This window comes from Verrucomicrobiia bacterium (assembly GCA_036268055.1).
Lineage (GTDB): Bacteria > Verrucomicrobiota > Verrucomicrobiia > Limisphaerales > Pedosphaeraceae > DATAUW01.
Genome location: DATAUW010000015.1, coordinates 40368 through 53252, shown reverse-complemented (window position 1 = coordinate 53252; position 12885 = coordinate 40368). Strand labels below are relative to the sequence as shown.

The following is a 12885-nucleotide window of genomic DNA, read 5'->3' as shown; positions in this document are numbered from 1 at the left end:
GGAATGGGGGAAAAAGCCCAAAATTTTCAACTCAAACTCCATGTCGGTAACAGCCCCCACCTTCAGCTTGCCCGCATAAAATATGAAGATTATGACCACCCTTTCAATTATAGCTGGACACGAGTGCGCTGCCGCGCAGCCCTACCAGGTTAGAGTAAGGGGTGGAGCGGCGCGGTCGCGCCACGGTGGTTCCGCCTTACCATACCCTAGATTGATTGTCAGTTGTCCTGCGGGACTTTGGATGGCCTGAAAATTTCCGACTCGACGCAGAGGTTCATGGCGTTGTTTGCCACGCATCCGCCGATGGAGGAACGCATCGCGGCGCTGGAACGGCTGCGGGTGAATTAAACTCTTTGCGCTATTTGCGCAGGTCGGCAACGGCGGTGGCCATCGTATTGACGTTGTGGAGAATTTGTTTGGCGGCGGCGGGGTCGGGGACTTTCAGGCCAAAATTTTTATCGAGCGCGACCACGAGTTGCAGCGCATCCACGGAATCGAGGCCGAGGCTGTTCGGGCCGAACAGCGGCTGGTCGTCCTGGATATCAGCGGCGGTCATTTGCAGCATGAGGTTTTCCACCATCATGGTTTTGATCTGGTCTTTCAGTTCTTTGAGTTCGTCCATTAGAGAATTCCTCCGTCAACTTTCAAAATCGAGCCGGTTACGTAGCTGGCGCCGGCACTCGCGAGAAACAGCACCGCCGACGTGACTTCCTCCGGGCGGCCAAAACGGCGCATCGGTATTTTTGCCTGGATGGCTTTGCGTTCCTCGGCGTTCAAACTGGCAAACGCGGCGGTGTCCACATAGCCGGGGCACACTGCGTTTACAGTAATGCCGATGCGCGCGACTTCCTTTGCGAGTGATTGGGTCAAGGCCACTACGCCGGCCTTGGCGGCGGCATAGTTCGTCTGGCCCGGCGGCGCGAGCAGGGCGCTGAGCGAGGAAATATTCACGATGCGTCCGGCGCGTTGATTGATCATGGCCGGCAAGACTGCCTGACAACCGTGAAAAACACCATCCAGATTGACGTTCATCACGTCGCGCCAGGATTCTGGCGACATCTGCGCGAGGAGAACGTCGTCGTGCTTTCCCGCGTTGTTCACGAGCACGTCCACGCGCTGATCTTTAGTTAAAATTTGTTTGATTGCTTCGGCCCATGCGGCGGCATCGGCGACATCCAACGGCAACACGCGGCAGCGATCGGCATGCGCGGTGGCGAGTTCATCGGCCCGAGTACGGTCATTACGGATGGCGAGCCAGATAATATTTCCCGGCGATTCTTCAAGGAAGGCGCGGCCAAAGGCGAGACCCAGTCCACCGTTCGCGCCCGTGATGAGGATGACCCGTGAGTTCATCGCCTAAAAAGCCGTCCGCGCGAATCGCGCGCCGATGGCCTGTTGATTGACGCCGAGCACGCTCACGTTTGCGGCGGAGAAAGCAGCGCATTGGATGGCATCGCACGCGGCGACGCATTGCCACGCGGCGGATGCGGCGAAAGCCTGGCCGAGAACCGTGCGGGTCAGGCGGCGCGGACCTTGCCAATCGAGCCACGCATGGTGTTCGGGCGCATCCAATTTGGAAATTCCCTGCGTGCTCGGACAAAGCACTTCGCGCAAGACGCACGACGGAAGTTGCGCGCGCATATTTCGTGCGGCATCAGCGCGGCTTTGATCGGCGGTAAATAAAAATGAATCGGTGACGCAATTTAATTTTGCGAGCGTCGGTTCGCCCGGCGTGGCCGTTAGATAAAGCGCGCCCGCACCCGCGCCGTGAATAGTCTGTGGATGAAACAGGCGCAAGGCGTCAGCGACGATCCAATCCATTTCCTCCGCGCCAATGACAACGGCGGAATCCACCTGGCCATTCGCAATCCAATCCGCCCCGAGCGCGACACCTTGTAGAAAAGTTCCGTCGTCGCCGACAATGGTGTGCGTGGCCTGGGTGGAATTGAGGCAAGCGGCGAGGTGGCTGGCAGGCGCGTTGAAAACGGTTTCGGGAAAAATCATCGGGCTGGCGCTGGCCGGGTCGCGCAAAGTTTCTTCATAAAATCGCCGCGAGTAGGCGACGTTGCCGGCCATCAGGCAAACGATAATGCCGATGCGAATTTTGCCGGCTTGAATTTTGGCGGCATCTTCGCCCATCGCTTCAAAAGCGGAAGCGACCACATGATGGGTCAGCGCGCCGGTGCGGCGCAAGCGCGGGTAGGACAGGCAAGCGGGGCGAGTGGTGCAGGGCGGGACAGGACGATTGAGCAGGGGTTGAGTCCAGCCGGGGCGCACGATCGGTTGAGTGGGAAGGGCAATTTCTTTTTCGAGCGCATCACGCAAGGCGGGTACGCCCCAGCCAGCGGGAGACACGGCGCCGATTCCGCGAATCAAAATGGCGCTCATGACCACCTCCGCAGAAGGAGTGAGGCGTTAGCGCCACCGAAGCCGAAGGAATTGGTCAGGGCAACATTGATGCGGGCGTCTTTTGGCTCGCGCACGAGGGAGAAAGCGCAGGCGGGGTCGGCAGTTCCCGTTCCAATTTGCGGCGGGAGCCATTGTTCGCGCAACGCCATCAAGCAAACGGCGGCTTCGACTGCGCCCGCGCCGCCGAGCAAATGGCCGATGCTCGCTTTAGTGGAACTTACCGGCAAAGTCGCCGCGCATGCACCGGCCCAGCGGCTGATGGCGAGCGCCTCGGGGCCGTCGTTTTGCACGGTGGCGGTGCCGTGCGCATTGACATAATCCACTTGTTCGGGAGTGGTCGCGGCAGCAGCGCAGGCGGCGGTCATGGCGGCGAAGGCGGCATCGCCCGCGGGATGCGGTTGCGTGAGATGATGGATGTCCGTGGAAGCGCCGTAGCCGGTGATCTCGCCAAGAATTTCGGCGTTGCGGCGGCGCGCGGAATCGAGAGTTTCGAGCGCGAACATCGCCGCGCCTTCGCCGAGTGTGAGGCCGTTGCGATGAGCGTCAAAGGGACGGCAAGGATCTGCCGAAAGGGCTTGCAAGGAATCAAAACCGGAAAAGGTGAGCTGGCAGAGGGCGTCGTATCCACCGGCGAAAACGCGTTCGACGCGTCCACTGCGCAATAATTCCCACGCGTGGCCGAGGGCATTCGCGCCCGAAGCGCAGGCATTGGCGATGATGGTGATGGGGCCGGAAAAACCAAAGGCGTCGCAGACGTTCAAGGCTTCACGCTGGATTTGATAATGGATGACGCGCGTTGGCTGGCGGCGTTTGGAGCGTGGTGATTCCATCGCCTGGCGAAGATAGGCTTCGCCGAGGGACATCGCGCCGCTGGTTGTGCCGAGCATGAGCGGAAGATTTTCGCCGGGTTGCCAACCGGATTGAGTCCAGGCTTCGTGCGCGGCGAACAAAAGCATGCTCGCGGACGGAGAGAGCCGAGCGCGGGCGCTACGTGACAGGCGGGTGGAAGGCGGGTTGGGCGGCAGATCCACCTCGGCGGCGATTTGCGCGCGCTGGCGTGAAACATCAAAGCGCGTGACTTTGCGGAAGGCATTGCGACCGGCGCGAAAACCATCGGCATTCGTTCGCCAGCCGAGGCCAAGCCCGGTGACAATGCCGGCGCCCGTGATGACGACGCGGCAAGGCGAACCTTTTTTTGCGAGGGGAAAAAGCACGAGTTGATTTAATTCAATTCGGCACGGCGGCGGTTTCGACGGACGGAGCGGAGTTGCGGTAATGATCAGCCAGGCTGCGCGAGGAGGGCGACAGTCCCTCGGCGGCGATGGCGTCGAGTACGCGATTTTCCGTCATGATGAAACGGTCGCGTTTATAGATGACATAATCGCCCCGCATATCGTCGGGCGTAAGGTTGATGGTCGTGAGGTTCGCGCCCGCGCGCAGACCGCGACGATAGCCATTTTTCTCGGCGAGATTCAACGCGCTCACGGCGGGAATCACCCAATGCGGACGCATCAGGCGCATGGCGGCCATACAATTAAAAGTCCAATCGGGATTCGAGCGAGCGCTGCCGCTGAGGGGCGTGCTTTCGCCGGGGATGAACGGGCTGACACTGCAACCTTCGAGCGGCAATGCGCGGGCAAGATCCAGCGCGGCGATGAGTTCATCGGTTTCCTGGCCGGGCAATCCCGCGATGAAACCGGAACTGACTTTCCAGCCGGAGTTCACGAGGAGACGGATGTGTTCGAGCCGTTCTTCGAGCCGTCCGGGCGCGTGCATCTGGCGGTAACGCGGTTCGAGGGCGCACTCGAATTTCATGATGTAGATTGAGGCGCCCGCGGAACGCAATTCGCGATAGAGTTCGGGCGTCAAAGTGCCGAGGCAAACGCTGATGCCGAGCGAAGTGGATTGTTGGAGCGTCTTGATGAGCGGCAAAACGACTTCGCGGATCGCGACCGGGTCTTCGCCGGCTTGAATATTGATGTCGGTCACGCTGGCGGGGCGATGATGGATGAGCAATTCGGCGAGTTGCTCGTGGTGCGCGCGAAAACGGTGGAGATTGCGGTTGTCGCGGCGCATTCCGCAATACGCGCAATTCTCGCGGCAGAAATTGGAGACTTCAACGACGGCGCGGACGAAAATTTCCCGGCCAAATTGCGCGCGAGTGGCGGCGGCGGCAGTTTCATGCCAGGCGATTTGGGCGTCGCCGGTCAGCGTGAGGTCGGACGGCGACGGAAAAGAAGGTGGAAATTCAAGCATGGATTCCTCAGTCCCGGCGAGCGCAGGTGGAACCATGCAGTTTTTGCTTTGGCACTCGTAGCCCATTCCGTATCATCGCTACATGGACTGGGTCTGTCAATGCGCGGCGGTGATTCCGTGTTTCAATGAAGAGACGCAAATTGCAAGAGTGGTTGCGGCGGTTCGCGCGCATTTGCCCCACGTGATCGTGGTGGATGACGGTTCGACCGATGCCACGGCGCGGGCGGCGGCGGCGGCGGGGGCGAGGGTGGTGAGGCATAAAGAAAATCGCGGCAAAGGCGCGGCGTTGCAGACGGGTTGGCGAACTGCGCGCGAATGCGGGCTTTCGTGGGCGATTGTGGTGGACGGAGATGGGCAGCACGCGGCGGGGGACATCCCGGGGTTCTTCCGTTGCGCGGAAATGAGCGGGGCGAAATTGGTGGTGGGAAATCGTCTGGGCAATTCGGCGGGGATGCCGTGGGTGCGGCGGTGGGTGAATCGCTGGATGACGCGGAGACTTTCGCGGTTGACGGGGCAAAGGATTGAAGACTCACAATGCGGATTTCGGCTGGTGCATTTGGAGACGCTGGCGCAAGTGCAAATTTCCACGAACCATTTCGAGATCGAATCGGAGATGCTGGTGTCGTTTCTGGCGGCGGGTTGCGCGGTGGAGTTTGTGCCGGTGCAGGTGATTTATAATTCCGGCGGCAGCAAAATACATCCGGTGCGCGACAGCGTGCGGTGGTTTCGCTGGTGGCTGGCGCAGGGGCGACGTTCGCATGTGAAACAGGCGTCGAGTGGCAATCGTGCTGGTGCGTTGCCGAAAAAAACCGCCGGTGTGGTTAGTTGAATATGGCTGAGGACTCAGCAAAAGCATCGGCGTTATGGCGGCGATTGCCCTGGGGTAAGGCGATTAAATTTATTCTGGTCACGGTGTTGTTCGGCTGGTTTTACGGATGGGCTTCGCCGCATTGCTTTCCAGAAAAACAACGGGTCGGATTCTGCTGGGGCATGTTGCACGGCGCGCTGATGCCGATGGCATTGCCGACGCTGGTGATGGACAAGGACGTGGAAATTTTCGATTCCAATAACGACGGACGGTTTTACAAGATCGGTTACATCGTCGGTATTAATTTATGCGGGTTGATATTTTTTGGCTCGATTTTTTGGAACCCGGCAAAGAAAACTTTTGTGCAGGTGGAAGATAATTCGAGCAGCGCGGATGTGAAGGAGCTAAAGGAAGAATAGCGGCGATTTAAAACCACCAGTTGCGGTAAATCTCCAGGGCTTCGAGTTTGCCACCCGGCCAATAGCGGGTCGCGGGGAGAGTGAAAGTTTTTTCGGCGCGATTGAATGAGAGCCACGTGGGCCGCGCGGGATCGTTGGGGTCGTAAGCTTCAAAGGAAGGGCCGGTGGCGGTTTCAATCGCGTTGAAAAGAATCATGCCGTGATTCATCGTGAGCGCGGGAAAACGAAAAAGATGGACGATGGCCGTGGTGCGTTCGCGAATGGATTTGACGAGTCGCGCGGCAGTCTCCACTTGATGATTTCGCGTGATGGGAAAAACCATCCGCCAATGGCTGCGCAAAACGTACGAGCGCCACGCACCGCCGCATTCCGCTTTGAGCAAATGTTCATGCGCGTGGCTGAAATTCCGCAAACCGGTATAGCCAGGAAAAATAATTTGTCTGTCGGGCGAAGAAAATATGCGCGGCTCGCGGGCCAACACTTCGCGGATCAGGCTGCGATATATTTCAGCGCTGGCTTCGCGCTGGTTGGGCTCGAAGCGGGCGTGATTAAAAAATTGCCGCACGGCGCGCGTCACGACGAAGCAGCGGTGGGTGTAATCCGGTTTGGGTTGGCGCGGCGAAAAAGTCGTCTTGCCGGTTGTGGCATCGAACATGTATTCCCAGACCAATTCATTCGCGAAAGCAAACGTATCGCGCTCGAAAATAAATTTGCGGGCGCTGTTGGCGGGCGGCGTGACGCCAGCGGATTGGCCGGGCTTTGGTGCGGTTAACATTTCGTGCGGCTGCGACATTCGACAAATGACACTTGCGCCTGATACTAGGCGTGCGCTACCAATCTGACAATGCTTTACAAACGCTGGTGCGCCGTCGTGGCGGAACGTCCGGGGGAAATCGCCATACGCGATTCCGCCAGCGGCATGCGCTGGACATTTACCCAACTGCGAGCCGCCGCTGAGGCGATTTCGCTGTCTGACGAAAAAATCATTTTTCCGCGCACGACGCTTCCAGAATTTCTGATGGATGTTCTCGCAGGCTGGCGTCACGGGAAAGTTGTTTGTCCGCTTGAGCCGGGAACCATGCGCCCGGATGTGCCCGCGCCGCCGCCAAATATTGCGCATCTGAAACTCACGTCAGCGACGACGGGGCCGTCGCGGTGCGTGGCGTTCACTGCGGCGCAGTTGGAGGCGGACGTTCAGAACATCATCGCGACGATGGGATTGCGGGTTGAATGGCCAAATCTCGCGGTGATTTCGATGGCGCATTCGTACGGGTTTTCAAATCTCGTGCTGCCGCTCTTGTTGCATGGCATTCCCTTGATTCATGTGTCTCATCCGCTGCCGGAAATGGTGCGGCGCGCGGCGGAAGGGGAGATAGCGCTAACCGTGGCGGGAGTGCCGGCGTTATGGCGCGCGTGGCATGAGGCACAGGCATTGCCGGCGAATGTGCGGCTGGCGATTTCCGCGGGCGCACCGTTGCCCATGAATCTTGAGGCGGAAATTTTCAAGAGCACCGGCGTTAAGGTGCATAATTTTTATGGCGCGAGCGAGTGCGGCGGGATTGCTTACGATGCCGCCATCACACCACGCACGGATGATTCGTGTGTTGGCCAGCCGATGCGCAATGTGAAACTGGAATTGAATTCGCGCGGCTGCTTGGTTGTGCGAAGCGCAGCGGCGGGGGAAAGGTATTGGCCAATTTCTGACGATGCGCTCGGCAACGGAAGTTTTCAGACCAGTGATTTGGCTGAGTTGAAGGACGGCGCCGTTTATTTGCGCGGGCGCGCGTCCGACTTGATCAATGTGGCCGGCCGCAAAGTGGGGCCGGAGGTGATTGAGCGGGTGTTGCGATTGAACCTCGCGGTGCGCGATTGCCTGGTGTTCGGCGCGCCGAGCGAAGACGCGGGACGCACTGATGTCATCGTGGCAGTCGTGGTGGCGCAGTCGAACGAAAATGAATTGAAAGCATTTTTGCAGCAGAACCTTCCGGCGTGGCAGGTGCCGCGCAAATGGCTGTTCGTTGAATCGCTGCCGGTCAATGAACGGGGAAAAATTTCGCGCGCGGCGTGGCGTCAGCGTTATGTGGATGGGTTGCGGTGAGCATCGGCAGGGGCGTCGCCGCTCAAGGTGAGTTCGCCGCTCATCACGGTATTTCCCATGACAAAAATTTGCGCGCTCGCCTGCACGAGATTGCCGAGGCGACCGGTGATTTGCGCCTGAAGTTGAAGGGTTTCGCCGGGGTGCGCGCTGCCGAGAATTTTAACGGCGCGCATCGCCGTCAGTTTGAGATTCGCCAGCGGAGGAATTGTGGGATCGCTTTGCGCGATGACCCCGGCAAGCTGCGCGGCGGCTTCAATGAGCAGCACGCCGGGAAATAACGGCTCGCCGGGAAAATGACCGCGCAAAAAATGTTCATCACCGAGCACACGGTATTCGCCTTCACCCTGGCGGCCCGGTTCGAGATAAGTCACGCGATCCACAAAACGAAATTCCGCGCCATGCGGCAGGCGGCGCAAGGCGGCGGCGAGTTGATCGGCGTTCATTTGGAGAAAGGCTCGGTGACTTTGTAATCGGCAGGCGGTTGCCAATCGAACAGGCCATCGCGAAATTTTGAATTCATCACGCCGTTGGTGAAATCATTTCGCATGCGCGAGCCATCAATAAAAACCAGCTCGGTGCTGGTGAGCGAAAAATCGTTGGTGGCCAGCCCGACGCGAATATCGGTGAGCATTTTCTTCACGAACGCGCTATTGGGCAGTAATTCGAGTTGATAAGCGCCGTTGGTTTCGGTAAGCGCGCCGATGTGAAAATGCGAATCGAGGTCGGCGCGGGTGCGCGGGAATCCGGCTTCAAGCAGCGACAACGCCTCGCGCCATTCGCCGGGGACGCTGGCGTTGATGGGATAACGCTCGGCACGCTTGAGTTGGGGATAGATGACATACATGTCGTCGGCCTGCCGCAAGGCGATGGTGTGTGAGGGCTTCAGAAGTTCCCAGCGAAATTGGTTCGGCGCTTGAAACCAGAGATGGCCGGTCGAAGTCAGTGGTTGTGTGAGCGTCTTGAGCGAGCGCGTCTGTGTGAAATCGGCGGTCCAATTTTGCAAGTTGGTTTGCGCGCCGAGCCAGGCGTTGACGATGGCGTTGGTGTCCGCGGCGCGAGCGGAAAGGGCGCCGCAAAAAAAGGCCGCGAGCAAAAATATTTTTTTCATTTTACGGTTGTTTGGGCCAGATGGGAACGAAGTGATACCATTGAGTGAGATGCTGCCGGATGGCCGGTTCAAAGGCACGGAGAATTTCCTGCGTGAGACGGATGCGTGCCGCGCGATTTCCCAGCGCCGCGCGGTCGTAAATAATTTCCGGCAAAATTTGCGCGGCATAATTATTTTCCTTGCGCACAATGTAACCGGGAATGATCGCGCTGCCCGCGGCGCGCGCGAGTTCCGCCGCGGCCAGTGAGGCGAGAAAGGGGCGGCCAAATAATTCCACCTCAGCGGCGTTGGAAGGGGGCGGGCGATCAATCAGGAGCGCAACCGTCGCACCCGCTTGAAGCAGTTTGATAATTTCGACGATGGCGAACGGGTTTTCGCCGATGACGAGCGTCTTGATGCCCTTGCGCGCACGCGAGGCTTCGCGCAGTTTGGTAAGGCTCGCCTCAGGTTCGGGCTGGGTGAGCACGAGGAGATCAATGTTATGCCGGACGAGAAACGCGCCGCCAAACTCCCAATTTCCCAAATGCGGCGTGATGAGCAAAACGCCTTTGCCACGAGCGTGGGCAGCTAAAAATCTGTCCCAGCCGAGCCAATCGCCAAGCCAATGATCAATCGAGCCGCCGGCCTCGAAGTGCCAGAGGTCGGCGAGCTTGAGCGAAAATTGCCGGAAGAGTTCATTGGTGGCGCGGCGGGCGGCGGTTTCGTCATGGTTCACCAGCGGAAGAAGATTTTGGAAAACGATTTCACGGCGTTGCGCCGCAAACGTCCGGTAAAGCACGGCGAACATTGGGGCGATGATCGCACAAACACGCGTGGGAATGATTTTTGCGACTTTGAGTCCAAGCGACCAGAGACCGGTGCGATAGAGCGACGAAGGTTGCGACGTTGAAGAATCCGGCGGGGTTGAATTTGTTTTATGCGTTAGACGCCACCACACGGGCAACAGCAGAACCGAGATGAGCATGTTGCCGGCGATGCCGACGGCGCACACCTGGCCGAGACTGGACATGCCGGCATTGCTTGACAGCGCCAGCGAGCCGAAACCAGCGACGGCGGTGGCTCCGCAGAGCAGCAAGGCGCGACCGACGGAAATATGCGCGAGATGCAAATCGCCGTGGTGGCGTCGCAGCGCGAGTTGCATGAAGATGCTGTAGTCCACGCCGGTACCGAGGATGAGCGGCAGCGCCATGAGGTTGAGCAAATTCCACGACCAACCCATGAACTTCATCGTGGTCAATAAAATCAAGCCGCTTAAAAAAAGAATGGCGAGGCTGAAAAAGATTTCCGTGAAGCGACGAAACGCGAGCCAGAGGGAAAGCAAAACCAGAAAGACCATGGGCGCGACGAGCTTCCATAAATTTTTCCTCACGACACCGAGCAGATTGCCGCCGACCAATTCCCAGCCTGAGAGCCAGACGCCATCGTGTGGAAGCTGCGATTCGAGTTCGTTAAGCGGATGCGGATGCGCAACGGTGTCGGGCGAGGGAAACATAAAACCCGCCGCGTAAAATTCGCCGGGTGCGCGCGCGGTAAGTTTTTCGAAAATCCATTGCGAGAGCTGATTGGTCGGCCAGAAGACATTCGTGGTGGCGACGGCATTTTGCCAGGTGTTGAGAATGCTATCGGTCAAGCCCAGCGCCTCGGCGCTGAAACCACCGGCAAGGGCGTTCGTGTGGAAAATGGAACGCTCAGCGACGAGTTGTTGAATCGTCGCGCGGTTGGCGGCTTGAGCTTCGGGATTCGGCCAAAGCATGGTTGGCAAAGTGAAGCCGGTAAGTAAATGATTGGTGACGGCGGTTTGCAAAATCGGTTCGACTTCGTTGAGACGGCGGCTGACTTCGCTTTCGTTTTTGCCTTCGACGACAAACCAGAGCGGCTCGCGTTGCTGATTGAGATTGGTCTTGATGGTGTCGAGTGTCGCGTATGCCTGGCTGTTGCGAGGCTGAAGCGAGTTGGCGGTGGGATCTAATTTTGGCAGGCCGGTGAATAAGCTGAGAGAGCAAACGGCGATGATCGCGGCGGTAGTGGCGAGAACAAGATTAGCGCGAATGCGATTGAGTGGTGGCGTGGCAATGTTGGCGGCGAGTGGCGGCGATGAATTGACCGGACGTTTTTTTCTGCGTTCGGGAAACAGTGGCGGCAGAAAGGCGAAGATCATCACGCACGCCGAGAGGGCGACGCCGATGCCGACGAGCGAGCCGAGTTGCGCGAGGCCGGGCAAGCCTCCGAAGTTGAGCATGACGAAGGCGGTGATGGTGGTGACGGCCGCCCAAAAGATACTGGGCGCAATCGCTCCGCGCACTTCAGGGATGGATAGATCGGGATGCGCGAGGGCCTCCTGATAATGCACGACGGCGTAATCCACCGCGAGGCCGAGCAGGATTCCCGCGAAGCCCATGCTGACGACATTGATAGTACCGAAGATGAGTCCGCCGATCGCCAATGTGCCGGCCAAGATCAACGCGAGCAAAATCAGCAGCCACAACATCGGTTTCACGCGGCGATGCGCGAGCCAAAATAATATCGCGATGAACAGCGACGTGCCGCCGATGGAAAGCGTCATGTCATGCTGCATGCTCGAAGAAATTTCCGCGACGAAAGCCGGACGACCGGTGTAACCGATTTTTAAAAATTGTCGCGCGGTGGCTTCGGAGGGTGGGACGGCGGTGTTGACGCAATCCTTGATGCGATTGAGCCAGTCGTTGCATTGGCGATAGTCTTTGAGTTCAGTCGCGGCCTTGATGAAGAGCAGATGAAACGTGCCGTTCGCCGAGGCGAACAACTGCTGGCCCTGGCCGAAACCTGCGGCGGCGCCCATGACATTTTCGGGCAGGCGCGTGAAGCCAAATGGATCGTAACTCAACTGCGCGAGGTCGGTGGGCGAAAGCGTGGTGGCGAGTTGCTCGCGCGTGGCGGTGAGCACGGCGGGAAGATTGGTCTCGGCGAGGCGTTCGGCGAATTGGCGAAGGACTTCGGGCGGTTGATTAAGCCAGAGATGCGCGATCAATTCGGAGGTTTGCTCGGGATGTTCAAGCCACGGTGCCTGCCAGGTGACCTGGGCGACGAGATTGGTTTGCGCGCGAAGTTTTTCGGCGATGGATTGCGCAGCGCTTTCGGAAGTGGCGGCATCCGGGCAAGTGACGGTGATGAGCAGTTCGCGGGAATTGGCAAATTCCTGCTGATACAATTTGAGGCCGTGAACTGAAGGGAGATCGCCGGGCAGAAGGTCGAGGACTTCGACGTCAAAGCGCAGCCGCGCGAAGCCGATGACGATCAACACCAGCGCCGGAACCCACCACCATCGCCAGAGACGCGACTTCACGGCGAGAGAAAACCTTCCAGCATTTCCCCGCTGCGGATGTTCGACAATTTCCAGTTGGTGTCGGACGTGCGCTCAAAATGCCAGGGTGGAGAAAGTTTCGCGCCGCCGAGCGCGGGCGCGAGTTTGAACCAGCCAAAATGTTCGGAGGGCTGGCCGATGCCGCCGAAAGAATAATCGCCCGAACCGAATTCGATGTGCCAGCGTTTCTGCGAAGTCTGCGCGGTCACGAGCGCGAAAGGACTTTTGGAAAATTGAATGAAGGAATCGCCGTCGTCATTGGTGGCGAAAAGCAATTCGCCGGAAAGTTCGGGACGCGCGCCGGGCGGTTTCCAGACGGCTTGCCCCTGGCGCACATGCCAGCCCGGTTGCAAAAGATTGACGGGAGCGAGCGGGGCAATAGTGCGGCAGGAAGTTGCGGACAAGGCGAGAAAACAAAAAAGGAGCAGCATGCCGGCGAGGCGGCAC

General features: G+C 58.8%; 13 protein-coding genes. 3 read left to right on the top strand and 10 right to left on the bottom strand.

All coding sequences use genetic code 11. From position 1 onward, the window contains the following. Positions 1–358: 358 nt before the first annotated feature. From VH413_08750 to VH413_08730, 5 genes are read right to left on the bottom strand one after another with little or no spacing between them, the layout of a single operon-like run. Positions 359–622 carry an acyl carrier protein gene (locus VH413_08750; GenBank protein ID HEX3798778.1) on the bottom strand — a complete coding sequence of 88 codons (264 nt, stop codon included), beginning with the start codon at positions 620–622 and terminating at the stop codon, positions 359–361. Beyond that, positions 622–1353 (bottom strand): SDR family NAD(P)-dependent oxidoreductase, encoded by a 732-nt coding sequence (locus VH413_08745; protein HEX3798777.1) that lies wholly within the window; start codon positions 1351–1353, stop codon positions 622–624. Before VH413_08745 ends, VH413_08750 begins: the two co-directional genes overlap by 1 nt. 3 nt (positions 1354–1356) lie before the next feature. Further along, positions 1357–2388 carry a hypothetical protein gene (locus VH413_08740; GenBank protein ID HEX3798776.1) on the bottom strand — a complete coding sequence of 344 codons (1032 nt, stop codon included), beginning with the start codon at positions 2386–2388 and terminating at the stop codon, positions 1357–1359. Next, on the bottom strand, positions 2385–3623 hold the full coding sequence (locus VH413_08735) for a beta-ketoacyl-[acyl-carrier-protein] synthase family protein (GenBank protein HEX3798775.1): 1239 nt from the start codon (positions 3621–3623) through the stop codon (positions 2385–2387). The genes VH413_08740 and VH413_08735 overlap by 4 nt, the downstream gene beginning before the upstream one ends. Positions 3624–3636: 13 nt before the next feature. Further along, entirely contained in the window at positions 3637–4701 is a 1065-nt protein-coding gene (locus tag VH413_08730; protein HEX3798774.1) for a radical SAM protein, read from the bottom strand. A gap of 46 nt (positions 4702–4747) precedes the next feature. On the opposite strand from VH413_08730, the gene VH413_08725 reads away from it, so the two are divergent. Further along, on the top strand, positions 4748–5494 hold the full coding sequence (locus tag VH413_08725; GenBank protein ID HEX3798773.1) for a glycosyltransferase family 2 protein: 747 nt from the start codon (positions 4748–4750) through the stop codon (positions 5492–5494). A 2-nt stretch (positions 5495–5496) separates the two neighbouring features. Next, positions 5497–5892 (top strand): hypothetical protein, encoded by a 396-nt coding sequence (locus VH413_08720; GenBank protein ID HEX3798772.1) that lies wholly within the window; start codon positions 5497–5499, stop codon positions 5890–5892. A gap of 7 nt (positions 5893–5899) precedes the next feature. Here the strand turns inward: VH413_08720 and VH413_08715 are convergent, their stop codons facing one another. Next, a complete protein-coding gene (locus tag VH413_08715; GenBank protein HEX3798771.1) occupies positions 5900–6667 on the bottom strand; it encodes a hypothetical protein in 768 nt (255 codons plus the stop codon). Positions 6668–6736: 69 nt separating this feature from the next. On the opposite strand from VH413_08715, the gene VH413_08710 reads away from it, so the two are divergent. Continuing rightward, positions 6737–7990: a fatty acid--CoA ligase family protein gene (locus tag VH413_08710; protein ID HEX3798770.1), complete on the top strand. Its 1254-nt coding sequence runs from the start codon at positions 6737–6739 to the stop codon at positions 7988–7990. Here VH413_08710 and VH413_08705 read toward each other — a convergent pair. The 4 genes from VH413_08705 to VH413_08690 are packed head-to-tail and all read right to left on the bottom strand — an operon-like array spanning position 7969 to position 12842. Beyond that, a complete protein-coding gene (locus VH413_08705) occupies positions 7969–8433 on the bottom strand; it encodes a 3-hydroxyacyl-ACP dehydratase FabZ family protein (GenBank protein ID HEX3798769.1) in 465 nt (154 codons plus the stop codon). The two genes, VH413_08710 and VH413_08705, sit on opposite strands and share 22 nt — an antisense overlap. Beyond that, the gene (locus VH413_08700) at positions 8430–9098 is read right to left on the bottom strand and encodes an outer membrane lipoprotein carrier protein LolA (GenBank protein HEX3798768.1); all 669 of its coding nucleotides are present in this window, start codon (positions 9096–9098) and stop codon (positions 8430–8432) included. Before VH413_08700 ends, VH413_08705 begins: the two co-directional genes overlap by 4 nt. 1 nt (position 9099) lies before the next feature. Then, positions 9100–12420, bottom strand: coding sequence for an MMPL family transporter (locus tag VH413_08695; protein ID HEX3798767.1), 3321 nt, complete (start codon positions 12418–12420; stop codon positions 9100–9102). Continuing rightward, positions 12417–12842 (bottom strand): hypothetical protein, encoded by a 426-nt coding sequence (locus VH413_08690; protein ID HEX3798766.1) that lies wholly within the window; start codon positions 12840–12842, stop codon positions 12417–12419. Before VH413_08690 ends, VH413_08695 begins: the two co-directional genes overlap by 4 nt. Positions 12843–12885 lie beyond the last annotated feature (43 nt).